General features: G+C 45.7%; 23 protein-coding genes, 1 other RNA gene and 5 pseudogenes. 7 read left to right on the top strand and 22 right to left on the bottom strand.

All coding sequences use genetic code 11. The features are described 5' to 3' along the window. Positions 1-15: 15 nt before the first annotated feature. Positions 16-379: a transfer-messenger RNA gene (gene ssrA / locus HGO23_RS05935) on the top strand. 156 nt (positions 380-535) lie between these two features. Further along, positions 536-1,042 carry a zinc ribbon domain-containing protein gene (locus HGO23_RS05930; protein WP_209028275.1) on the top strand — a complete coding sequence of 169 codons (507 nt, stop codon included), beginning with the start codon at positions 536-538 and terminating at the stop codon, positions 1,040-1,042. Between the two features lie 654 nt (positions 1,043-1,696). Here the strand turns inward: HGO23_RS05930 and HGO23_RS05925 are convergent. The 3 genes and pseudogenes from HGO23_RS05925 to HGO23_RS05915 all read right to left on the bottom strand — a co-directional run. Then, a complete protein-coding gene (locus HGO23_RS05925; protein ID WP_209028274.1) occupies positions 1,697-2,113 on the bottom strand; it encodes a type II toxin-antitoxin system HicB family antitoxin in 417 nt (138 codons plus the stop codon). Positions 2,114-2,167: 54 nt separating this feature from the next. Continuing rightward, positions 2,168-2,341: a type II toxin-antitoxin system HicA family toxin gene (locus HGO23_RS05920; protein WP_038186411.1), complete on the bottom strand. Its 174-nt coding sequence runs from the start codon at positions 2,339-2,341 to the stop codon at positions 2,168-2,170. 132 nt (positions 2,342-2,473) lie between these two features. Then, positions 2,474-3,517, bottom strand: a pseudogene (locus HGO23_RS05915) (hypothetical protein); the annotation flags it as partial. Between the two features lie 65 nt (positions 3,518-3,582). Between HGO23_RS05915 and HGO23_RS05910 the strand changes: the two are divergent. Continuing rightward, a protein-coding gene (locus HGO23_RS05910) for an IS3 family transposase (RefSeq protein WP_209028272.1) occupies positions 3,583-4,757 on the top strand; the annotation gives its coding sequence in 2 pieces (ribosomal slippage) (positions 3,583-3,826 and positions 3,826-4,757; 1,176 coding nt in all). A gap of 8 nt (positions 4,758-4,765) precedes the next feature. Here the strand turns inward: HGO23_RS05910 and HGO23_RS05905 are convergent. The 10 genes and pseudogenes from HGO23_RS05905 to HGO23_RS05860 all read right to left on the bottom strand — a co-directional run. Next, positions 4,766-5,095: pseudogene (locus HGO23_RS05905) on the bottom strand (TraC family protein); the annotation flags it as partial. After that, complete coding sequence (locus HGO23_RS05900; RefSeq protein WP_209028271.1) at positions 5,095-5,496, bottom strand: TIGR03751 family conjugal transfer lipoprotein; 402 nt, start codon at positions 5,494-5,496, stop codon at positions 5,095-5,097. The pseudogene HGO23_RS05905 and the gene HGO23_RS05900, both read right to left, overlap by 1 nt. After that, positions 5,484-5,840: a hypothetical protein gene (locus tag HGO23_RS05895; RefSeq protein WP_209028270.1), complete on the bottom strand. Its 357-nt coding sequence runs from the start codon at positions 5,838-5,840 to the stop codon at positions 5,484-5,486. Before HGO23_RS05895 ends, HGO23_RS05900 begins: the two co-directional genes overlap by 13 nt. A gap of 36 nt (positions 5,841-5,876) precedes the next feature. Continuing rightward, positions 5,877-7,253 (bottom strand): TIGR03752 family integrating conjugative element protein, encoded by a 1,377-nt coding sequence (locus HGO23_RS05890; protein WP_209028269.1) that lies wholly within the window; start codon positions 7,251-7,253, stop codon positions 5,877-5,879. Then, the gene (locus HGO23_RS05885) at positions 7,243-8,076 is read right to left on the bottom strand and encodes a TIGR03749 family integrating conjugative element protein (protein ID WP_209028268.1); all 834 of its coding nucleotides are present in this window, start codon (positions 8,074-8,076) and stop codon (positions 7,243-7,245) included. Before HGO23_RS05885 ends, HGO23_RS05890 begins: the two co-directional genes overlap by 11 nt. After that, positions 8,073-8,718: pseudogene (locus HGO23_RS05880) on the bottom strand (PFL_4703 family integrating conjugative element protein). The gene HGO23_RS05885 and the pseudogene HGO23_RS05880 overlap by 4 nt, the downstream one beginning before the upstream one ends. Beyond that, the gene (locus tag HGO23_RS05875) at positions 8,718-9,071 is read right to left on the bottom strand and encodes a TIGR03750 family conjugal transfer protein (protein WP_209028267.1); all 354 of its coding nucleotides are present in this window, start codon (positions 9,069-9,071) and stop codon (positions 8,718-8,720) included. Before HGO23_RS05875 ends, HGO23_RS05880 begins: the two are co-directional and overlap by 1 nt. Before the next feature lie 9 nt (positions 9,072-9,080). Continuing rightward, positions 9,081-9,458, bottom strand: coding sequence for a TIGR03745 family integrating conjugative element membrane protein (locus HGO23_RS05870; protein WP_209028266.1), 378 nt, complete (start codon positions 9,456-9,458; stop codon positions 9,081-9,083). A 35-nt stretch (positions 9,459-9,493) separates the two neighbouring features. Beyond that, complete coding sequence (locus tag HGO23_RS05865) at positions 9,494-9,751, bottom strand: TIGR03758 family integrating conjugative element protein (RefSeq protein WP_209028713.1); 258 nt, start codon at positions 9,749-9,751, stop codon at positions 9,494-9,496. Further along, positions 9,702-10,055 carry an integrative conjugative element protein, RAQPRD family gene (locus HGO23_RS05860; RefSeq protein WP_209028265.1) on the bottom strand — a complete coding sequence of 118 codons (354 nt, stop codon included), beginning with the start codon at positions 10,053-10,055 and terminating at the stop codon, positions 9,702-9,704. Before HGO23_RS05860 ends, HGO23_RS05865 begins: the two co-directional genes overlap by 50 nt. Positions 10,056-10,344: 289 nt before the next feature. Between HGO23_RS05860 and HGO23_RS05855 the strand changes: the two genes are divergently transcribed. Continuing rightward, positions 10,345-11,058 (top strand): hypothetical protein, encoded by a 714-nt coding sequence (locus HGO23_RS05855; protein WP_209028264.1) that lies wholly within the window; start codon positions 10,345-10,347, stop codon positions 11,056-11,058. Positions 11,059-11,313: 255 nt separating this feature from the next. On the opposite strand, the gene HGO23_RS05850 is transcribed toward HGO23_RS05855, so the two are convergent. From HGO23_RS05850 to HGO23_RS05825, 6 genes and pseudogenes are all read right to left on the bottom strand, one after another. Further along, entirely contained in the window at positions 11,314-12,039 is a 726-nt protein-coding gene (locus tag HGO23_RS05850) for a TIGR03747 family integrating conjugative element membrane protein (RefSeq protein WP_209028263.1), read from the bottom strand. Between the two features lie 9 nt (positions 12,040-12,048). Further along, positions 12,049-13,907: pseudogene (gene traD / locus HGO23_RS05845) on the bottom strand (type IV conjugative transfer system coupling protein TraD). A gap of 50 nt (positions 13,908-13,957) precedes the next feature. Then, entirely contained in the window at positions 13,958-14,443 is a 486-nt protein-coding gene (locus tag HGO23_RS05840) for an integrating conjugative element protein (RefSeq protein ID WP_209028262.1), read from the bottom strand. Continuing rightward, complete coding sequence (locus HGO23_RS05835; RefSeq protein ID WP_209028261.1) at positions 14,419-15,120, bottom strand: TIGR03759 family integrating conjugative element protein; 702 nt, start codon at positions 15,118-15,120, stop codon at positions 14,419-14,421. The genes HGO23_RS05840 and HGO23_RS05835 overlap by 25 nt, the downstream gene beginning before the upstream one ends. Continuing rightward, positions 15,120-15,665 carry a PFGI-1 class ICE element type IV pilus protein PilL2 gene (pilL2, locus tag HGO23_RS05830; RefSeq protein ID WP_209028260.1) on the bottom strand — a complete coding sequence of 182 codons (546 nt, stop codon included), beginning with the start codon at positions 15,663-15,665 and terminating at the stop codon, positions 15,120-15,122. The genes HGO23_RS05835 and pilL2 overlap by 1 nt, the downstream gene beginning before the upstream one ends. A 174-nt stretch (positions 15,666-15,839) precedes the next feature. Further along, complete coding sequence (locus HGO23_RS05825; protein WP_209028259.1) at positions 15,840-16,175, bottom strand: helix-turn-helix domain-containing protein; 336 nt, start codon at positions 16,173-16,175, stop codon at positions 15,840-15,842. A 452-nt stretch (positions 16,176-16,627) separates the two neighbouring features. Between HGO23_RS05825 and HGO23_RS05820 the strand changes: the two genes are divergently transcribed. Together HGO23_RS05820 and HGO23_RS05815 are read left to right on the top strand one after the other, a co-directional pair. After that, on the top strand, positions 16,628-17,719 hold the full coding sequence (locus tag HGO23_RS05820; protein WP_209028258.1) for an AAA family ATPase: 1,092 nt from the start codon (positions 16,628-16,630) through the stop codon (positions 17,717-17,719). Continuing rightward, complete coding sequence (locus HGO23_RS05815) at positions 17,716-18,369, top strand: DUF4276 family protein (protein WP_209028257.1); 654 nt, start codon at positions 17,716-17,718, stop codon at positions 18,367-18,369. The genes HGO23_RS05820 and HGO23_RS05815 overlap by 4 nt, the downstream gene beginning before the upstream one ends. Before the next feature lie 181 nt (positions 18,370-18,550). Here HGO23_RS05815 and HGO23_RS05810 read toward each other — a convergent pair whose 3' ends face one another. The 3 genes and pseudogenes from HGO23_RS05810 to HGO23_RS05800 form a co-directional block, all read right to left on the bottom strand. Continuing rightward, positions 18,551-19,621 (bottom strand): AIPR family protein, encoded by a 1,071-nt coding sequence (locus tag HGO23_RS05810; RefSeq protein ID WP_209028256.1) that lies wholly within the window; start codon positions 19,619-19,621, stop codon positions 18,551-18,553. Next, positions 19,618-20,330, bottom strand: a protein-coding gene (locus tag HGO23_RS05805) for an IS1 family transposase (RefSeq protein ID WP_209027487.1) whose coding sequence is annotated in 2 segments (ribosomal slippage) — positions 19,618-20,084 and positions 20,084-20,330 — 714 coding nt in all. Because the reading frame shifts where the segments join, the coding sequence is not laid out codon by codon here. The genes HGO23_RS05810 and HGO23_RS05805 overlap by 4 nt, the downstream gene beginning before the upstream one ends. A 192-nt stretch (positions 20,331-20,522) precedes the next feature. Then, a pseudogene (locus HGO23_RS05800) lies at positions 20,523-21,632 on the bottom strand (STY4528 family pathogenicity island replication protein); the annotation flags it as partial. A gap of 1,274 nt (positions 21,633-22,906) precedes the next feature. On the opposite strand from HGO23_RS05800, the gene HGO23_RS05795 reads away from it, so the two are divergent. Beyond that, on the top strand, positions 22,907-23,902 hold the full coding sequence (locus tag HGO23_RS05795) for an aKG-HExxH-type peptide beta-hydroxylase (protein ID WP_209028254.1): 996 nt from the start codon (positions 22,907-22,909) through the stop codon (positions 23,900-23,902). Positions 23,903-23,918: the final 16 nt, after the last annotated feature.

Below are 23,918 nucleotides of genomic sequence, written 5' to 3'. Positions count from 1 at the left end.
GCGCTTAACATACTTGGGGCTGATTCTGGATTCGACGGGATTCGCGAAACCCAAGGTGCATGCCGAGGGGCGGTTGGCCTCGTAAAAAGCCGCAAAACAATAGTCGCAAACGACGAAAACTACGCACTGGCAGCTTAATAACCTGCGCAGAGCCCTCTCTCCCTAGCCTCCGCTCTTAGGACGGGGATCAAGAGAGGTCAAACCCAAAAGAGATCGCGTGGATGCCTTGCCTGGGGTTGAAGCGTTAAACTCAATCAGGCTAGTTTGTTAGTGGCGTGTCTGTCCGCAGCTGGCAAGCGAATGTAAAGATTAGACTAAGCATGTAGTACCGAGGATGTAGGAATTTCGGACGCGGGTTCAACTCCCGCCAGCTCCACCAAATAAAACAAGGGGTTACACGCAAGTGTAACCCTTTTTGTTTGGCCAATGTCCATTTTGCGTCCACTCAAAATAAATCAATGTCCATACTACTTTTCTTTAAACCTGAATCCGTTATCCTTACCGCGCTTTTTTAATATTTAAGGATGATTAATCTATGGCACTAAAAAAATGTAAAGAGTGTGGGAAAGAGGTTTCTACATCAGCGAAAACATGTCCACACTGTGGGGTTAAAGATCCCGGAGTGGGAGCCAAAGAAAAATTGGGTGGCTTTATTGTCCTATTTCTTATCATAGGAGGGATTTGGTTTTACTTTTCAGGAGATGATGAAACCAATGACACTAAAACAGTATCAGCTACTAAAACTTGCGCACCAACTGATACTCAGTGCCTCTTTGATCAAAATTGGCCAGAAGCTGCAATGCAGTGCAGAACTCCAATACAGAAGCTATCTAAATATGATTATAAATGGGCGGACGGAATCTTAACGCCAATGTTCTCACACGCTCGACTCGATGCAAAAAACAACCAAATGACCTTCATCGGGGATAAAGTTAAATTCACTAATGGCTTTAATGCGAAAGTCCCAATGATTTATCATTGTACAATGAACTTAAAAACACAAACAGTACTGGATGTAAGTGTTGAGCAAGGAAGACTATAAATTTCAGATCAATAGTTAGTCTCAAGCCGCGTTCTGTCTGAGTTCCATGATTTAGCGCGGCTTATCCCCGTGATCTTACTTCCCACGTAAAATATAATTTTCCTTTTATTATCATTGCATTATGATTTTCTCCGTGATCCTCTTTTGATCCAAAAACTGAAATTTCCTGAAAATCTTTTCAATCCTTTCAGTTTGCAATTTTTCCCATACCGCCAGTACTGACGTACTCCGGCAGTTCGTCTTGCAGAATTTTAAAACTGAAAAAATTTTTTGATCCAAAACGTGCAGGCGGGTGCGGTGTAGTGCGTTTTACGTCGGGTTTACGTTTATTTAGTGGGGATTGTGCAGCGTGAGCACGATACAGAGACGTGATCCAAATTAACCACGGGTATGAGTCGATTTTATTGATAATAGCGCTGTGTACATCTAGCTGCGTTTTATAGAGGGGCATAAATTGAAGGTCGAGAAGATTAGCCAAGCGCCATAAATATTAAAGGCCATCGGAGAATTAACCCGACGGCCTGAACTACATTTGAGGTTGGTCGCCTCAATGGTAGCGCGATACTCTTCAACTAACAGAGTTACTCTAATACTTCCGGCAGAAAACATCAACAAGGCCACGTATTAACGCAGCCTGTTAATTAATGGTGATTTTTATTCAATGGACAAAGTTAACTGATGCCCGATAGCCGATGCAACCTTACCCACCGTATCAATCTTGGTTGAATGCCGTAAGTCAAAGATGCGTGTCACTTCCTGCTTTTTCACCCCCATACGGCTGGCTAGCTCAGTTTGCGTTAACTTAGAATCAACAAACGCATTGAGCATGAGTACCTTAGAGGCCACGCTTAAGGGCACATCGACATAATCATCATCTTGCCCTACGGAGCTAGGAAGCGGGATTTTCTCATTGTCTTCGAAATAAAATTCAAAGGACGTTATTAGCGCATCAAGTGCCATCTCTAGCGCTTCTTCCCGTGTATCCCCTTGCGTTAAGGCTTCGGGGATATCTGGGAACGAGACAAAATAACCGCCCTCTTCTACTGGCTCTAGTGTGACTGGATATCGCATATTTTTAATGGTGAACCCATTGCGAGAACCAGCCCCTTACGAGGCTGGTTTTTATTACAATCCTAATTGCTTAATGATTGCTTTCCTCAGTGGTTCTTTGATCTCTTGGCTGGGGTGCCTTGGCATAATGCTTCGTTTCCCCTGATATTTCAGCTTCAAATGGTTTGTCCCGTTTGAAACTTCGACGCCTTGAGCTTCCAGCCACCGTCTAAACTCGCTTTGCTTCACCACTCCTCCATTCTGTTGAACATGCAAACATAGTAAACATTTATGCTTACCTAGTCAACTTTTTTGTTTACTAAGGGAAGTGCAGATAAAAATAAACCCCGCCGACGCGAGGTTAATTAATCGAATAAAGATTCACCCAATCACAGGCGAATACTTCTGTTTTAGTCCATCCGATTTATCAGCCGTGTTCTTTATCGCGCTGGCGTTCTCCGGTGTACCTGTGTTGTGATGAGTATGGGCGGCGGTCAGTTCGGCCAGCTCCTTAACCACATCCAGCGTCTCTAACATTAATGCCATGACGTTAATTTGCTGGCTGCCTAACCAAACCACGGGTGCAATAATCTCTTGCTTGGCTCCCGCGATGCTCTGCCTAAGCAGGCCAATTTTCTCAATCAGCTTTTGGCCGACTTCAATATTGGCGTCTTTCCCCACACTGGCGAGAAAGTTCGATGAGGCCAGACTGTAGTCACCGTCTGTCACCTGCTGAATAGCGCCTGCCAATAGTATAGACGTTCCCAACACCGTCGCTTTATCCGTGGCCTGTACCGTGGTGTCCCGTGCTACCACCATGCACGTTTCCGTATCAGCCCTGACTTCACGGTGCATGGACGATTCATTAATGGTCTGGTCAGTCTGACGTATCCAGCTCCCCTCCTGTGTCACCCGCTGTGAGACTTCCGCCCGCTGCTGCTGCAATTGCTCACCGGGCTTGATATCCGGCAGGGTATTGCCCTGACTTAAGGTCTGGCGGATAAAGGGCTTATCGGGTCGCCCACCCTCGAAAGCAATCTCAACCACCGTGCCGACAGGCGGATACTGGAACATGCCCGATTCACTGCCCGCCATCGGCAGAGGCAGCGGCACGGCACGGTAAACCGGGGCGGCAGCATCTTTGCCGTTATCATCCAGCAATTGCACATCGACGGCATAGCGCGGGCGGAACAGGTCGGAAATATCACCCCTGACGGTGTTTTCGGTATGGGCTTCAATGCGGGCCAGTTTGGGCAGATGCAGCCCAGCGGATAATTCAGGGTAGGCAGCATCAATCTGACACTGGGCGGGGGTTTTGTTCGCCGTCTGGCTTTTCGGTTGCCATGTGATACTCATGTTTTCATTCAACAGGTTGACCTTGGTCAGCCGCTGCTGATTGACCACAAAGCTGGGGCGCAGGGATTTGTTGTGCTTTAATAAATTCGGACACTTTGGTAAAGGAATAGAATGACTTTAATTAAGGTGTCTTTATGAAACGAAAATCACCCCAAAAATTTACCGATAACTTTAAAAGAGAAGCGGTCAATCTGGTTGTTGAACAGGGCTATACAGTGCCACAGGCAGCTGAAACCTTAGGTATTCCAGCAAAACTCCTGTATACGTGGCGGAAACATTATGTTGAGCAATCTAAACCCGGTGCTTTAACCCCTGATGAGCGACAGGAGTTGTTGCAGCTTCGTAAAGAAAATAAACAGCTGAAAATGGAGAAGGAGATCTGAAAGAAGGCGAGCGCCTTCTTTGGGAGAGAACTGCTGTAAGATGTTGGTTCATCAAAGAGCATACTGAGCCATTTCCCATTTCCCATTTCCCATTTCCCATTTGCCAGTTATGTCGCGTGATGAAAGTCAGTCGTTCCACGTTTTATGCCTGGCAGGCAAAACCCGTTCGGTTACTTTCTGATGAGCAACAAGCATTACAGCGAAAAGTGACGACGCTCTTTAAAGAAAGCCGGGAAAGTTTCGGCTATCGGATGTTGGCGAAACAATTACGCAAAGAAGGCTTTACCATCAGTGACTATCGGCCCCGAAAGCTCATGAATCAGCTCGGATTATCCGTCAGACAGCGGCAGCGCTACCGGGCTCCGCGCAAAGGTAAAGCGATATCAACAGCCTGTCATCTACTTAACCGGAACTTTAATCCGTTGGCGCCGAATGAAGTTTGGGCAGGAGATATCACCTATTTGAAGACGCCCGAAGGTTGGTTATATCTGGCTATTGTGATGGATTTGTCCTCACGCCGGATAGTGGGATGGCAGATCTCAACGGAAATAGATACGACCTTGATCAGCCAGGCCTTAATAAAAGCGTATCACTTACGTCAGCCGTCACAAGGCTGTGTTTTTCATAGTGATAGAGGGAGCCAATATACAAGCCAGCAATACCGGGACTTGCTCAGCAGTTATGACATGAGGGCAAGCCAGGGGGATGTCGGGGCGTGTTGGGATAACGCTGTTGTCGAACGTTTCTTTGGCAGTTTGAAACAGGATTGGCTCTTCAAAATCCATCATGAAAACCAGGCAGAGATGAAAGAAGATGTATTGGATTATCTGCATTATTACAATTTAACACGACTGCACACGGCCAATAATGATTTAACACCCGTGGAATCTGAAATGGCCTTCGTAAAAGTGTCCGATTTTTCTTGAGCAGAACAGAGATAACTGGCCGGCTCATCTTCATCCTGACAAAAAAACTGCACCACCCACGGTGAAATATCGTCTTCTTCCAGACTGTCCTGAATCGCATCTTCCAGCTGATCCCGAATCTCAATCAATCGTTCAAGGGGACGACCTTCCGTTGCCACGGGTTCAATGCGGTAAACCGCCCCCACGGAAATACCGTCGTCCAGCAACAAACATTGCCCGTCTTCCAGATATTCCACCCAAGGGAGGTAATCGATAATGGAAGGGTTAGCCCGGTAAACCGCAGTCTCATCTGCCTCACACAGTTGGCTGGGGCGATTCAATGCTTTAATGTTTTGCATTACAGTACCTCCGTGCGTTCACCCGGCAGGGCATACTGCACCTGCTGATAAAACGGGAACACCGTGCTGTAGCCTGGTATCGGTGTCTTGCCAGCAACCAGATGCGGATAGACATACATCACCATATCGGGATTGGGTAAGCGGGGAAACTGCTGGCTGATTTCATGCTCAACCGAACGACTGTAATGGTAAGGTTCTTCCAGTGCCCGGTTTCGTTCGGCAGGAGTTAACACGCAGCGCAAGGTTTGCCTTGCCGATATTGCGCTATGACCCGCCTTATTCCCCTGCCACATCGCCAGCACGGTCTGTTCGCCGGCAGGGAGTAAGGCCTCTTTCGACGTCGAACAGCCTGCCAACAACCCCGCCAGACACACTACCCAACCATATTTTATTTTCTGCATGATCCAGACTCCGTGGTGCCAATGGCCGTAAACGTGGCAAATTCGGGGTGCACTGCCAGCTCGGATAAGGTAAAAGGCTGGCGTTCCCACTGCTCAGGCTGAGCCTCTGCGTTGCCCTCAACAATCGCCTGCCATTGCATGTCCGTCAGACGAAAGACGGTAACATCGCCATCACCAAGCAACCGGTATTCCCTGCCAGCTGAGAGATATAACCGATACTCTTCTTTATCGACAAAACGCCAGTCAAGCTGAACCCGCGCGGGTTCAGACAGACACGTAACGGGCACTTGCAGGCAATAAGGCTGGCTGGCACTAAACAGCCATTGAAAGACAGGCTTTTCCATTAATCTAATACATCCTGATGATTATATTGGGTTGACTCACTCAAAGCCGTAACGCACCTTACGTCCTTTCGCTTCGTAATCAATCGCCAGCGGTTGTGTGATATGCACCACTAACCGGGCACCGGGTGGAACATAAACCGCATCGAAAGTCTGGCTGTAACGTTGTTTGAGCCATTCGGTTATGTCATTCATGCCACCGGCCATGGCTTTTCCTAATGCAGACTGTCCGGCATTGCCCGTTAAGGCTGACGTGATGCCGCCAGCACCGTTGGTTTGCGCGGTTCGCTGACTTTCGTTCAATGCGTCCCCTGCTGAATTCATGGCCGAGAGGGCAAACAATGTTGGCAGATAGGTGCTGGCGTTGGATTTACGCTCACCGCTGATACAGGGAATGCCGTTTTCATCGGACAGCCAGCCGATACCCTGTGGGTTTTGCCCTTTGCCCGACAGGGTACGCACCGTACCGTCATTAAAAACAAAGGTGATGGAATTGACCTGCCCGCGCACGCAAGAGAGGGTCCAGTCGCCACTGGCCGAGCCGGAGACAACAGCACCTTCCACCTCTGGCAGTTCGATACCGTTGGCAGTCAGGTTGTCTTTACCAATAAGAATTTTAAAAGGATAAGGGTCAGTCACTGTGCCATTGACAGGCACACGGCCTAATAACGCGGTCATCGCCTGACTGCCTGCCAGCGTGGCATTTTCCGGCAGGGTATAGACAGGGGTTTCGTTTTCTTCCTTAAGCGAGGGATTCGGTGGGGTATTTTGCTCAGTTGCCAGTTGCTCACTTAAAAAAGAGGTCGGGAATTTCGCGGCCGGTTTGCCGTAAGCCACGTTTTGGGTATCAACCGGTTTTTCATCGGCAGGCGTCACCCAAATGAATTCGTCCTGCCCCCTGACTGGATTAGCCGCATACTGACTCTCTGCCAGTCCCAACCCAAGTGGCATCTGGTTGTTCTGAGCAGGCAACGGCGCTGAATTTAATCGTTCCGTCAGCAAATCAATCTGCGCCAGCAATCCCTGCTGCTCATCCTGTAACTCGCGCCGGCGCTGTTCATCTTCCTGACGGATGGCAGCAACCGCTGCATCTATCTGGCCGGCGACATCCTGATTCTGATTTTTTAGCTGGTCATTTTCTTTCAGGATATCGGTATTCTGCTGGCTTAAACGTTTCTGCTCTGCGCGCACTTTATTGAGGGCGCCTGTCAGGGTACGCAGGGTATCTTCCGGCGTATCGCCCCCGACACCCAGCGCCTGTAACTCCTCCGGTGACAGCGTGGCCAGTACATTATTCGCCGTCGTGCCGGGCGCGGCACTTTCCGTTGAACTGCAACTTTTAATGCCAATAAACCCGCCGATCAGCAATACCGTCGGCACCAGTATTTTCACCAACGCATTGGACTTAATCTCCATGGCAGCCTCCCGGTTTCACCGATGCCGGCTCAGGGATAAAGGCATCATCCGGCTGTTCTTTTGTGACGAGGTACAATACCGTCGTATCCTCCGGCGTCCCCGTTTCACCCAGCCAACGATGCTGGAACGTGGCGGCCACAAATTGCCCCTGTAATCCTCGCGGGTCGAGGGTGATAGTGCGTTTGGCCGTATTGCGCAGCTTCAGGGCAATCACCGTATGATGATTCAGTCTCCAGCCTGCCAGCGGCGTAATTTCAATCGGCTCTGACGGATAGAGAGTGGTGATAAACTCCAATAAATGCAGGTTCACCGGCTGAATTCCCGTGACCGGCTCAACGGTACGTAACGGCGCATACAGCTGCTGAGCAGCATAACGGGTTAGCATTACCGGCACGGGCGCGGATAATTGGGATTTGCGCTGGGATTGTGATCCTTTAGTTGAATCAGGTTGTTTTTCATCCGAATAAATAATCCGTACCGGCTCTGTTGGCCCCGCTTTGACGGCGGTGATATCCAGTAAAATGATTTCGCCATTTTCACTGTCCTGCAATTGCAGGCGGGTTGGCGGGAAAGCATTGTTGGCTTTCAGGTAAATCGCCCCGCCTGCGCTCTGTACCCGCAATGTATCGCGAAGCGATGACGGAAAACCGACACGGACATTCCGGTCAGCAAAAATAATCCGCTCCTGACCGACCTTGAGCGCAATGGATAACGGCATACGTTCCCATTTCATCAGTTCATCGGCCTTTGCACCGACGCTGAACAGCAATATGCTGACCAATCCCAGCCAAAAACAGCGACAGCCAAATGGCACTCTGCTCATTGAAATACGCCCTTTTTCTGTTCCAAAGGTTGCGGCATGGCTTCCAGCCGCTGTGGCATGCCGTCGTAACAGTCCAGTGCCAGCCCGAAGGGATTACGTTCGGCATCCCCCTCCCAGCGCACCACTTTCAGCGGATAACGCACCGACTGGTTCGGCGTGATAATATTCATCGGCCACCAAATCCAGCCGGACTACCCAGTTATCCCTGTCATGCACTGTCACACTGCGCGTCCCATAACCCCGGCCGGGAATTTCATACACCACCCGCACCCGGTCGAGCAGTTCACCACTGTCAGCCCGGGTTCTGGCATCCTCGCGCAGAAAATCCTGACAGGCCGGAGTCAGATAAGGCGATAAGGCTTCAATTTTCGCTGGATAGTCCTGTGCCCCGTTTTTCGGCCAGGCATGCAGTTGCTGGAAAATATAAAAGGCAAAGCTGTAAACACTCGGTGCAGGCACTTCCCACCACGCACGGGTGCTGCCACTGCGTAAATCCGGCGGGTTATGAATGGTGAGATTGCGCGGGGAAGCCATCCAGCCTATCAGACTCATCAACAGAACCCCCACCAGAATGCCGCACGCTACTCGCAGGGTCAGAATATGTTGATCCCGGTTTTTGACCGCATGACGAAAACGACTCATCATCTTCTCCTGCTGCGGCGTAATGACCAGCCCTGCGCCGCAATAATCAATGTTGGGTCACCAAGCCCTAACCGGCGTTTTTTCTCGGCCAGTTTCAGCCAGAGATAATTTTCCGGTTTGCCACGTTTTAAGGTGGCGAGCCAACGCCCGCCAACGCTCATCATTAACAACGGCATCACCAGCATCCCGGTCGGCAGCATCACCCAACCGGCAAACGGAATGAAGGGAAGGCTGACCATCAGCCCGAGTGCCACCCCCGCGATGGCTACCAGCCCCATCTCCGGCGTGGTGAAGCCGCGGAATACGATGGATTCGGCGTTTAAGCGATCGGGTAAAAAGGGGATCGTCTGCATAGCCGCACCTTAAAAAATAATGCTGGCCGATTTTGCCAGCAACCAGATCACCGCAACCAGCAGCACAATGCCAACCACAATAATCGAGCCAAACTGAGTCCACGTGGCTTTGCCGTCGCGCACTTCGGAGAAGGTTTCCACCGCCGCCGAAGCCACTTTGAAGAAGGCGACTGCCGAGAGGATCAATCCGCCAATCACGATGCCATCCTGCGCATACCCTTTCACTTGCCCCATTAAACCACTGCCGCCGCCACTTTTAGGGAGTTCAATCGCAGGCAAATCAGCCCGGGCCGATTCACAGGAAAGACCGAGCAGCAACAGAAAAGTGCTGACCCGGGTTATCAGGTTTGTGCTGAACTGACGGCAGGCTGTAAAAATGTGTTTCATATTGATTCAGCTCCTTTTTTATGGTGTTCATTGACTCAACTGGCAAACATCCAGACTGCCACGACCAGCAGGATAGCGGTACGAATGGCAAACTGATTTAATGTCTGATTGCGGATTTTTTCATTCGCCCAGCCGTTCCAGACATCCACCGCCGCCCAGGCTGCCCACAGAAACAACGTGGCCAGAAAAAAACCGACACACACCAGGTACAAAAAAGTGACATCAAAGTGCCCTGAGGCCGCTTCAAAGGCATGGCGCTGGGCAGGGGTCTTGTGGGTGTTCCTGACTGTAATCCCCGGAGATGGTCGCGGGAACACGGGGTTGCTCGCGGGAAGGACTCAGGTAGTGGTCGATACCGGCTTTGAGGGTATTGAGATCCGCCCTGATGCGTGAATAATCAAAGTGATAACGAGGATGTTCTGACGGGTCTGATTGTTTTTCTGCGAGACTGGCACGCTCCAGTGCCATCTGCACCTGATCAATCAGACGTTTGGCACTCGCCAGTTCATCTTTCTCCGCCGCCTGCGCTATTGGCATACACAAGATGGTCAATCCCAGCAAACAGGCCGAACCGGATATCGAAAAGCCACCACGCATAAAAACTCGCCTCATCATAGACTCAGGATGCGAGGATGCGGTGTTTTTTACTGCCAGTCAGCAATAAACTCTTTATGCTTTGGTGAAAATTAGCTAAATATTATTTACTCGACCCACATGAGTAGCGAGATAATGGCAAATACCAGTACCAATGCACTGGCGTCATTTTGCGCCAAATTATCTCATCATTATAATATTGAAAAAAATTATTGATTCTGGCCAAGGTATTTTCCAACAAATACCACGTTGGAAGCTCTGAGTACCTATCTAACTTATGAGGAGGTATTTTATGAAATATCGTAGATTTTTCCCTGATGGTTTTCATGTATTTGAAGATAAGCGAGCGGCCCCACCTCATGAGCTACGGCTGACTATATCATCCCACGGCCAAGTTGGTGGCATGAGTCCTTTTGACAACACAATACTCCCCGACAGACTGATATCTATTTTATGTGAAAATTTTGATATATCTATATACCGTCATATACGTTTGTTATTTTGCCATTCAGCAGATAAAGGATGGCTCGCGGATTCTTTTGCCGCCACATTCTCAAAATCGTTACCTAACTCTGATCGGGTGATTGTTGAGGCTTATCATGGAAAAATTTCTGTGCCTCCAATAGATTACTTAACAGGAGATGATAAAGCTAAAGTTCGTTCACATCCAAATGCTAATTACCCCATAATTTACCAGCATTCAGACAATGGCAAAGTTAAAGCTACAAGTTCTAAAAAGGTATTAGCGTCTGATTATGAGCCCCGTAGAGCATGGGGAATGATATTTAGACCTTTACAGCAGATAGAGGAGTATACAAACGATATAAGTGATCAAAATTTACGTCAGGCAATCATACTTAATGCTAAGAAGTGTTTTGAATCATCGAGAGATTCGAATCAAAAAAATTATGAAACCTGTGACCCCGTTTTTATAGGTGATATATTGAATGGTCGAGTCTTCTTTTGTAATGGAAAATCCAGTAGAAATATAAATGATTTCCGTTAACACCGGTAAGGTAAAGTCTGAGTTTTATCTCATCAACAATCAGACCTTAATTAATAAATAGGCGTTATTTAATTTGACATACAGACAGAGAATATATTAAAGAAATATTTCTATTAAAAATAACCAATAATATTTAAATTTTTTTCTTTTATGCCAATAGCTCCTTTGTCACAAACTGACGCGCCGCCATGCGGCTTGTCTGCTGACGATGGCATACAAAACCAACAACCGTTTTGCATGCCATCGTCCAGCAATTTAAATGTATTTCTTAAACATCGATGTCGTGATCACTACCGCCATCCCCAGCAAAAGTGCCGCAGGCAGCAATATCACCGTGGGATACACCACATCCGGCCACGATAAATACAGCACACAGGGAATGGTACAGGCGGGTTTAATGCCCCGCTTGGCATGATGGTAAACAAAACTCGATTCATATCCCGCGCCATAACGGCGTAAATCCCGCCGTCCCAGTCCGTCAACCAGCGCGACCAAAACCACCATCACAAACAGCGGAACGGACAGCACCAGAATGACCAGCCGGGTCAGTGTCACCATCGTGATAAACACCGTTGCCAGCCAGTATTCCCGCAAATAACCCGATACCGCATTGAATTCACGCATAAAATCATTGCGGCTATTGAGTAGATATTGCCGCTGATCCTGTATCCAGTGCATAAAACCACTGTCCACAAACAGCCAGTCAGAGACTGTTTGTGTGGGATTTGACAACAACAGGCTCTGGATAAATTCCGTGGATAAAAATTGCAGCTCGGTTTTCATCATAGTCTGGCTATGAGAGGCACCTTGTTCTGGCCATAAAAAAGTCATACCAAGATATTCCAGTAACAAGCTAAATAACCAGGACATGACAATAAACCCAATGAGCTGCCACGGCCATGCCCATAACACACGATACAGCAGACCATGCTGGCGAGGCGGTTGGGAAGATTGGCGGGATTGATTTTCTGATTGTGCCATGACCTGAAATTACACCCTCTCTTCCCACCAGGCTTCACTGGTACGGTAATGCCGTCGCATCTGTTCGGCGAATTTCTGCAAACTCGCTGGCATCAGGGCATCGTCATTATCGCCGATTGGCAAGGGCATACGAATTTTCCACAACTGCCCGCCCTACAATAAAGCAAACGCCTGCCCTTTCGGTAGATTAATCATCTCAGCAGGCGTGACCAGCGGCGTTTTGACCGTACCTACCCGGTCCTGTGTGGAAGAAGTAAAATCCTGCCCCTGTTCGACATCGGCGATATCCGAGGAGGTCTGGGTATAGGCGGTGACCTGCATGCCGGCTCCCCCGTCTTTATTAATCAGCGGAATAAATTCATCGCCAGCTTGCCGTCATGGCGAACCGGCAAACCCGCATTCATGCCGTATTTATAAATCTGCCCGGCCACACTGACCAAATCGGCAAACATACTGTTTCCCACCGCCGAGGCCACATCACTGTCAGACAATGCATCCAACCCGATATAAACAATGCCGTTCTTACGGATCACCTGTTCCCAGTCGAAGATGGGGCGCAGATCCGTCATATTGAGATAATCCGGTGATAACAGCTCAGCGATTTTGCCCGTGGTCAATTTTTCCAATAGCGGCAATAAGGAAGCGACAATTTTATCAAAATAGGTACGATCATAACGCACGGCAGAGCGTAACTCGTCCAGAATCGGATCGTAGAGCTGCTTACCCGCTTCTGAACTTAGCTTGACTTCCATCGCCCAGAGTCTGAGCGCATCCGGCTGCGCCTGCATATTGCGCGGAATATCTTTTTCTTTCAGCTTGCCGAGGGTTTGATTGATTTGTTCCAGCAGCACAGGCTGCCTGTCTGCCATCACTTTAGTGGCATAGAGCTGATACAGTTCGCTGATATTATTGACGTAACGCGTGATAAGCATGTAATCCGGCCGATGCCCCAGTGCCACCAACGCACGGGCGACAATATTGACAAACCGCCAGGCAAATTCCCGGAACGCCGCACTGTTGCCTTCGCCACTCAATTGCCCCGCCAGACGGGAAGCGACTTCCGATACCCGACCAAACCGTCCGACCGCATTATAACGGGCTGAGATTTCCGGCCAGCCCAGATGAAAGAGGGAAAGTTCACTGCCACGGCCTGCCCGGTGGGCTTCTGCCCAGATGCGTCTTAACAGGTCAGCGTCACCTTTGGGATCAAAGACAATCACCACTTCACCGCGCCGGATATCCTGGGTTATCAGCAATTCAGCCAGCCGGGTTTTTCCCACGCGAGTCGTCCCCATTACCAGCGTATGCCCGACCCGCTCGCGCAGATCCATAAACACTTCGGCTTCCTGCGGTTCAATACCGTGGATCATAGGATTGCCCCCAACCGGAGGCAATGGTCGCACCGGATTTAACGGGGAATCTTTGCGCAACAAAGTTGACAATGCCGGCCAACGGTATTCGGTTCGATGCTCCAGTAAACGGGCAAGCTGATAAACCTTAGAGGGCTGCACAAATCGTTCTACTTCCGGTCGCCGCGTATCCTGCAAACGCTGGGTATGCTTCTGCTGCCAGCGAAAACCCCGGCCCAGAAACAAGCGCTGATGACTGACGGAAATGTGTTTTGTGCTCATCTGGTAACGCGGTAAACGACTCAGATTTCGGCGATAGCGGATAACCTGAATGCCCTGCCATGTGCGTATTATCGCTAATACAGTAAAACCCCCTGCCATCACATAGCTGACGGAGGGTGCCAGTGCAATCGCCCATGGTGCCCGAATGCAAATAAATGCGGCAACCGCTGAAACCACAGCGGTATTCAGCTCGACAGCCGGACGCAGCAAGGCTTCAACCACATAACGATGGCTCATAGTGAGGGCTGCTGCGTAAGTGTATTTTCAGTGATCAACACCGGATAATGCTATAACTGCAAACGACGCGCCAGCTCTGTGCCGGAAGCCGGTGATAACAGGATATCCGGTGCTAAGGCGCGCAGTGACTGTAATCCAATCATTGTACTGACATTAACGACCAGTCCCACCGCGTGCAATTGTGCAAGGCGGCCTGTATGCTGACTTAGCCACTGACGAGAGTCAGGATCATCGCCAATCAGAAACAATGCCCCAATGCCCGACAGTTGCAGTGATCGGTTTACCACTTTTCCCGGTGTCAGTTCCGGTGTGTTAACCGGCAGTATGGCTGCTTCCCCCGTCACTTCTGGCAAGAAATGGTGTGGCTGTGCAGAACGATAATTCGGCTGGGCATTAATGCTTTCATAAAAGGGTGAGGCATCTTTGCCGCCTAAATCGGCAATCACGTTCAGTTCGGCATGGCAGGTAGTCATCCATAACAGGCCGATAATGGGGAATACACTCACCCGCTTCATTGTAATGACGTGACCTGCCATCCTTGTTCCCCCTGTCGTAATAATACCGGCATCAATCCTTTACCAAACCGGAACCAGTATCCCGCATCATGATTCAGCGTAATTTGTCGGTTACGTACCCGCTCAACAGGAATATGATGATTTTTGGCCCATTGCCGTAAAGTGTCATCATTACTTTGGCTGTCTACCAGATAGATATCAACGGGTTGCTTTGCAGCCAAGATTTCGGCCAAACGGGTTTCACATTGCTGGCAATCTTTGGCTCTGACAAACAATGCCAGCCGACCATTGGTCGCACGCGATTTTTCCATATTGACCGGCAAGACATCAGGAAACAGCCGCTGCCAGGCGGCATCCACTTCCCGCTGGAAACGCAGCTCTTTTTCGGTACGGGCAAACTCTGACTTAACCCACTGTTCAGCATAACGGCGGCGCTCGGTATCGTTTTCGGCTTCAATACCTAATGTCGTTAACGGATCAAGCCCTGGCGACTGGATACCCCGTGGCCCACTCATCAGGTGCTGATAACGCTGATATTCATCGGCACTTAACTTCCACTGTTCAGCCTGACTTTTCAGTGATTGCTGCTGGCTTTCTGTCGTTTGTGTCTGCTGCGAAGCTAACGGTGCGGGTGTTGCAGCCCATACAGAATTGCTTAGCAGCAACCACATCAATAGACTGGATCGGTGTGATTTCATCAATGCCCGCCTCCCTGCTGAGATTGTTTAGCCAGAGCCGGGAGTTGGTAGCCCTGTCGCAAATGGTGACAAACGACACGCTGCACCTCATCCACTTCCAGTTGCCAGGCCGGACCTGCCATCACCTGCAACGCAGTACGTAACCTGACGGGGCCTAACTGATATTGCACTGACGGCAGCGGTTGACGATATAAGATTTCGTTCCTCTTATCAGGCGCACAGAGTGCATAGCCGGACTGACGTAATGCATAACGCATCGCATCAGCAACAGAGGGATTCTGGGAAGCGGGAAGCTGAATATCCATCAGTTGGGAAAGTGGGTCACGCTGGGCCTCTGTCGGGTCAGTACTCACCAGTAAATAACGCCCGTAGCGAACGATTTCAGGCATTTGCTGATAAATATCCGGTGAAACCGATTGGATGTTTCGTGTCAGCGTAACGGAAGAAAAGCTATTTTGAGAAGGCTGAGGTAGCGGTTGCTTTACTGGAACGGTACATCCCGCCAGTGTGACCGCGATTAAGCCGATTAACACAGTTATTTTCATGCCAAATAGGTTCCTGCTCAGTCGTAAAATAATCCTGACTATGCAAGGAACCCTGTGATGTATTCAATGAACAACTCAACTGTGTTTGCTGAAAATAAAAATGCTGAAACAAACAATAATGAATAAACCCTGAAAAATATTATCGCACTAAACTTTATGGTTTATATCAGAGTATTATTCAGCAACTGGCTGATCTTCATCGACCGACTGACACTCATCAGACAGTTGGCATTCATCAACCGACTGACATTCTGTAACCGGCTGACGTACTCTGCGCTCAATCAGATTACCACGCGGGTCAAAATAACGGCTGGGCCAGATTTCAGCGGGGTCCATTTCCAAACGGGTGGCGATAATCCATTCCCCTTTCGGCCATGGGCGGGATAGTGTATTTGCCAGTGTGGAAGAACTGAGTCCCGATTCACGGGATAAAGCGGCGAGTGTGGTACCACGCTTGCGTAATGCACAAATAATTTCGGCTGGGTGCCAGTCTTGTTGAGTGTGAGTCATACCTGCTTCCCCTTCTGTTGATTATTGGTGGTGGTTCAGACAGGGATCTCACTACCGGGAGTAACCTTCCGGCGAGGCCGAAGCCTCCCCTGCCTGAACCGCCATTGAAAGGGCGATAACAGGCACACTGGCAGAAAATTCCTACCAGTGGGTTACTCTTAGCAAGGGTGAGATTCCTTGACTATCAGATTTTGCCGATAGCATTTTTACTTTAACTGATTGAGTTATCTAATTCAATAATCGAATATATAAGTTTAACAAGTAAGTAAAATTACAGAATGATGCCTTCTGTTCAGATTTGGAGAACAAAAAAACCTGCCTATTTGCGCATTCTCTAAATAAGAGACTCAGCGTGGCAGGTGTACTTGACCAAGATTATATCCATCAGGCCGCCGTCAGAAAAGTGTATAATAAGGCACAATTGAGTCACATGATGCTGAAAAGGCAAAATTATGAAACCAATAACGAATAATGACCACTTAAGCAGAATTAAGATAACCGGCTACAAATCTATCGCAGAATGTGATTTACAAATAGGAAGCCTGAATGTCCTTATTGGGGCCAATGGCGCCGGAAAATCCAATTTCATCAGTTTCTTTCGTTTGTCCTCCATACTACTTGATCAGCGTTTACAATTTCTTGTTGGCAAAATGGGGGGCCCCGACACCCTATTACACTTTGGTCGTAAAAAAACCGAGTTTATGAGTGCTGAACTTTCTTTTGGTCACAATGGTTATAAATTTGAACTGGAACCGACTAATGATAACCGCATGATGTTCCACCATGAATCACTCTTTTGCGACAGTGAGAGAGAGTATGATATTGGTGCCGGACATTTTGAATCTCAGGTTAATCAACATCATGCGAACCTTGAAAATTACACCTTGCCGACCACACTTCGCTGGCGTGTGTACCATTTTCATGACACGAGTGACAGTGCGAAAGTTAAACAAACCCACCGTATTAATGACAATGATTATCTGCGGGAAGATGGGGCTAATTTAGCGGCGTTTCTGTATCGCCTGCAAAAACATCACCAGCAACATTACACCCGTATTATCAAAACTATTCAGATGGTTGCACCTTTTTTTGGTGATTTTTACTTACGGCCCACGCCGGATAATGCCGACTATATTCAGCTTGAATGGACAGAAAAAGAGCAGGACATTCCTTTTAAAGCCAGTGAATTATCTGACGGCACGTTGCGTTTTATTTTATTAACAACGGTGCTGCTACAACCCGAAGATTACATGCCCGACTCGATTATTATTGATGAGCCAGAGCTGGGACTCCATCCTTATGCAATCAACGTACTGGCCGGGCTGATTAAAAACGCCAGTAATCAACATCAACTGATTATTTCTACTCAGTCCGTTGAGCTGGTCAATCAGTTTGATGTTGATGACCTGATTGTGGTCGACAAACAACAAGGCGCTTCTACTTTTAAGCGACTGGATAATGAAACTCTGTCCGAATGGCTTGAAGACTATAGTTTGGGTGAATTATGGAAGAAAAACTTACTCGGCGGGAGACCACAGCGATGATCCGTATCAACGTTTTTGTAGAAGGACAGACGGAAGAAACTTTCGTGCGGGATGTGCTGACCCCTTATTTTTTTGCACAACAGATCTATCTGACCCCCATATTAGCTCAGACAAGTTCCAGCCAGAAAGGTGGGATCACGAGTTATGGCAAAGTAAAACACCAAATTACCCGTTTATGCCGACAAGATCCTAGTGCATTCGTCACCACACTTATCGACTACTACGGTTTGCCGACCGATTTCCCTGACTATAACATCCAACGGGATAATGCCGCCAACGAACGGGTAGTACAGCTGGAGCAGGCTTTTTCAAATGATATAGGGCAGGCTAATTTTATTCCCAATCTGTTATTGCATGAATTTGAAGCCTTACTATTCTGCCAACCCGAAAAATTTGCTGACTGGCTTGATGACAATGCACCGATTGCCGCACTACAGGCTATCAAAGATGAATTTGATACGCCTGAAGATATCAACAACAGCCCACAGACAGCGCCATCTAAACGCATTTTGGCAATTATTCCCAATTATCATAAAACCTTACATGGCCCACTAATCGTCGGTGATATTGGTTTAGATACCATTCGTTCCCAGTGCCCACATTTCAGTCAGTGGATAAATAAAATAATTTCTCTAAAAATAAGAGATTGAATACTAAAAATCAAAATAGCTTTATTTTTGCATTTTCAAATAAGCACGAACACCCTGTTTATCGCAGGGTCATTTATTTTCTATAACAACCATTTCTAAAAAACATTAGTATAGTAAGTTTAATATAAAGGAGATTAAAGTCACCTTCTCCCTTACATTAACAATACCAATTTAATTATTTTTATATATTTAATCGGCTATTTAGGAAGTTCTTAAAACTAACTTGTATTAATTTACGCGCATCGGTTATATTTTTTTTCGGTTCAAAATCAAACAATGTGTTTTCTAATTCTTTAATACATTGTTGGTAACTAAGCTCTGGCTTCTCTTTTTTCATGTACAATATGTAAAAAACCTTCTGTTCTATTTTCTGGATGTCATCACCTGTTTTGCTATATTCCTTTTTAACTTCAAAATAATTCTCTATAATTTCTGGCGCCTCATTAATATTGAAATTTTGCTCTGAAAAAATATCTTCGTAATATTTACCGAAAATATGTTGTTTCTGGTTTGATGACTTCTCAGGATTTCCTTGTCTAGCAAACAATATTTGACCAAACTGTTCCATGCTAACTTTATAACGGTAATCTTTTGTATCATCCATACCAGTATCACCATTCTTACGGGCATAAATTATACCATGTTCATCCAATAACTGTTCAATCTGTATCTGTAATGTACTTAAAGATTTCAGATCTATATTTGAAATGGAATTTTGACTATTTGTATACTCTGCTATTTTGTTAGCAGATTCGCTATCTGATGCATTGAAAATCCTAACAAGGGTCTCACTCTTAGACAAATAATCTGTAATATTTGCTTCATTTTGACTATTAAAGTTATGTAATGTTCTCAAAGTCTGACCTCCATTCAAGACTTGGAAATCACTAATAGAAATACGGACTTTTTTACCACCGTTTACTTCATTTGCTCGAATATTTTTAGAAACAATAGTCATTCCATTATTGTACATGAAAAATTTACTAGGCTCATCTTTAAGTGACTTTGCAATGGTTTCATTGTACTTTGATCGTTGCACAAATCCTCGTACATTATCAAATAGCACACCATAATCTATTTTTTCTTTCGCTAGCACCTCAATACGCTCACAATTATAATCATTGCGAAGCGTAGGATCCTTACATGTAATTCGAATGATATCTACAGCGCTTAAACGTACTATATATGATTTTGATGTTGAAATTGTACTTTCCGAGTATGACATTAAAGCATCATTATCAATAATGGTCATGACTCCAAAGCGTTGTAATGATGTTTTTCAATATATGCACCAATCAGCTTTTCGTGGACTTCTATCGAACGTGAATAACAAATTGTTTTTCTTGCCAATCGTTTGATATGAATACGCAGATTGAGATTATGCCGCTCAATGCGTTGAGTAAAAATTTTTCCCACTAAATGCTTTTCAGACTCAATTTCTCGGGTGTAACTCCCCCAGTCATCCGTCGTGATGAAACGAATGCTAAAAGGGGTCAGTAAGTCGAGCAATTTGCGGCAGGTTGCATCGGTTCGCGGACCGAATACATGGGCTATGACCTGTTTTCTTTTTGTATCAAACGCATACCAAAGCCAGTGGCGTTGTTTTTTGTTGCCCACAAAAGACCATTGTTCATCTAATTCACAGATGAGAGTCACATCTTCGTAAACGGCCTGTCTCGTTGTTACTTGTTTTGGCGAGAGTTTTTTAAAGTGCGTATTACCGTATTGATACCGACACCTAAAACGCGGCCAGTGTCTCTCACACCAGAGCCATTCATTGCCATATCAACAATTTTCTCTTTCATGTCAGGTTTATGGCCATTGTAACGATAGTTAAGTTGAAAGGTTTTCCGGCAATCCTTGCAATAATAGCGCGGGAAGCCTGCTTTACCTGTCCCGTGTTTACGTACAGGTTCGGTTTGACCGCAATATCGGCAAACAACTTCTATCTTGACAGTCACATGTGGGTTCCACTAAAAAAACACAAGAATATCAAATTAACGCTTTAGAGTCACGACCGAAATATTTAGAGTTTTTATATTTCACTGGCTGTGGTAGCTCTTTTTCACACGGTATTGGGATTGTCATAACTGTATATTTTTCATACTTTGTTGGCACTGCCAACAAAGTTCGCTTTTTAAGCAACTATGATTTTATTGATACTTCGCTAACGTCAATCGTTGACGAATATCTTTCACCATATCACGGACATGGGCTTGTGAGGATGGTGTTACAGTACGTTCCGTTTCTCGGATGAATTCAACCGATGTCTTCGCAGGGGCTGGCGTGGTAGCCGCAGTTTCAGCCTGCCCGTATAATTTTCCGTCCCGTGCCCGTTTCATCATCGTCAGCAGCCAGCCGACCGGATTACCGATTTTTCCTGCCCGTAGCGCTTTGTCCAGACAACTCAGTACGGTCTGTGCCTGTTCAGCGGGCAGCGCCTGCAACTGACTGATCAGCATTGTCACATCGTCCGGCTCCAGTTGTCGGCACAGCCCTTCCGGCAGAAAAACCGCGGATTGCGGATCGACGTATGTTTTTTTATTCACACTCTGTGTGAAAGAACGTACATAACAGTTCGGTTTAGTGGAACCACGATAAAACGTTGATTTCAGACTGAGTTCGGCATCCGAATTCAGCTCATTCTGTCCCTTTGGAAGACTCAGTTCGGTTTCCGAACCCGGCTTAATTTCCCTGAGTTCGGTTTGATGTTTGCCTTGTTGAAGCGACTGGCGCATCACTCTTTGCTGCGGTGTTTGCACCGCATTCAGTCTTTCTTCCAGCAAGCGAATATGACTGTGGCGATGGCGCATCAGCGGGTCTTCTTTGATGTCAGTCAGAACATCCCGGGCCGTCTGGCCGATAGTGCGGTTTTTGCTGCGACAGGCTTCCGCCACGGTATCCAGCCAGTGCGGATCGAGCATTTCGGCATCACGGCAGGTCAGCGGCTCATCGTGTTGGGCATAGATATTGCCCCGTACCCGCCCGTGTTTATCTCGGATACGCTTGCATAAACTCAGCCAGCCGGTTATTCGCAGCATCAGTAATACCCGGCTGACAGTTTCACGCGATGCCCTGCCTTTATAGGGTGATGCCAGCAGGACCTGCAATTCGTCATAACTGGGAAAAACCGCGCCTTCATTTTGTTGGGCATACAGACGGATCATCATCCATCCGGTTTTATCCAATGGCGACAGGCGATCATCCAGTAACAGGCGGCGGGGATACGCATCCTGAATATTGCCCATAAACAACAGACCACTACAGCCATCGAGTGGCTGCCAAAACTGACAAGGGATAACCTGCCAGAAGAATAATTTTTTTCTTTATTGATGATAATTTTCAAAGAAATATAAAAAAGTGTTCACTACTGTTCGCTCTATAATTTAAACCATATATATCAATATATTATGGGGTGAATAGTTATTTTTAAACTGTTCACAACTATTCAACTCTGTTCACCTTTTTCAGATTTGAGGTGAACGGTTAGGTGAAGAGTGGTGGTGAGTTTGATATTAAGTTATCACCACTTAACAAATTGAATTTAAATATAAATATTTAAAGGTGAACAGGGTGAACAGTTTTATCCCTAATTCTTTAGGCGGTGGGGGTAAGTAAAAAGTTTTTTCTGGCAGGTGTTTTTTCAGCTCTCAGGGTTATCGGGCTAATACATTACCCCGATAACCCTGAGAAGACAAGCGCAGCGCGTCAGTGCGATTTTAGACCGTTATTCCACACCAATTTTAGACGTTATTTTGGGTAGGCCTCTATATGAACGTATCAGTTGACATCATTTCCATGAGGTTATATCTTTTAGGATTACTTTGTCTATTCTGATAAGGAAGATCTCTTTACCCCAAAGCAATAGTTTCTGTTTTTTAGATGTATCTGAGTTCACTTACTGATGAAGTATAAAATAAACTTGTGAAGCTTATCACGAAAAACAAATCAAAAAATAGGTGTAAAATAAAACGTTAAACGGTTGTTTTATCTTAAATTTAATTAATTAAAATATAACTAACAATTCAATAGAAATAAAATAAAATAAAATAAATATGTAATATTCGAAATTCACTATTGCCAATAACAAAATAGATATAAAGTTAAATTAAAAATTAACATGTTACGCATTTTTATTATATAATCAAAAAAACACGCATAATATTATTGCCTAAATATTGAGTTTCAATTTTTATCTGGTAGCATCTCTTTTACCAGATACACTAATCTATCTGATCGTGTCATTAATCAGTATAATCTGGTGAGTTTCATTAGTAAATCAACTATATTAAATCTAGGAGATACACTATGAGCACTGAAAAAAAAGATAAGAAAAATAGCAAAGTAAAACTCGATAGCAAGAAGATTTTTTCCGCCTCAGCAAATCGAGTGGTTCCTATTATGGATCAAGTAAACTAATCTATAGTTATTGCCGCAAACGAAAATTTTGCGGCAGTATTTCTTTTGAAAGAGTCAATTGCAAATTGTCATCATACCAATGTTGATATAAAAACACTTTTTATTGATAGGGGTATTTATGCTTGATATATATGATGCTCGCCCAGATGCAAAAAGAGACATTGAAATTCGGGAACAGATAAATGAACGTATTATTAATAGTCTTTCATATATTTTCGAACAATGTAATGCTTCCAATTTTAATTGTAAGTTAGCAGAAGAAAAAACAAACAATTTAAATAAGAAAAGCAAAATTAGTGGAATGATACATGTATTACATAATAGACTATTGAAAGCTATTGAAGATGACAATGATTTTTTAATTAAACACATATTAAATTGTTTTAATGAGTTAGATTATATTGAACAGTCACCACGCACTATAGGGCTATTTACTAGTGGGTATACACAATCATTACATCAACTTTATTATGATACATGTGACTATGGAATGATAAATACTTATGGTTATCACTTTGATGGAAATACCCCGTCAAAAAAAGAATTAGAGCATTCAACACACTCTATGAAAAAAGCATTGAATAGGATGGAAGAAGTTGATTTTGATTTATTTGATGAGCTTAACTCTTTAATTACAGACATTATCATTGTTAACTCTCCTACTATGAACGCTGGGTCATCATTAAATACATTTGGAATTATAAGAATGAGCCAATTAAGAGAAAATCAAATTTGGACTCGGTATTTAGAAAACTTAGCTCATGAGGCTGGACATAATCATTTAAACATGCTTTTTTTTATTGATCCAATAATTATAAATGAAGACAGTGGAACATATAAGTCTCCATTACGTCGAGAAGCGAGACCATTGAGTGGGATATATCACGCAATGTTTGTTCTTGCTAGAACAATGCGAATTTTAAAGAAATTAACTACTCATCGTGATTATGATCCAATTCTAGAGAGAGTTGATACTGCATATAATAATGCCAATAATCCAGCTTCATTTGAAGAGAAATTTAATGATTGTTGGAGTATAATTTTAGAAAATGCAAAATTAACTGAACTAGGAAAAAAATTGATGAATAGTACAAGAGAAATGGCTTTTGAATAAATTTTAATTAGGTGTA

Source organism: Xenorhabdus budapestensis, from assembly GCF_017743015.1.
Lineage (GTDB): Bacteria > Pseudomonadota > Gammaproteobacteria > Enterobacterales > Enterobacteriaceae > Xenorhabdus > Xenorhabdus budapestensis.
The sequence above is the reverse complement of the archived record's forward strand: the minus strand, read 5'-3'. Positions and strand labels throughout refer to the sequence as shown.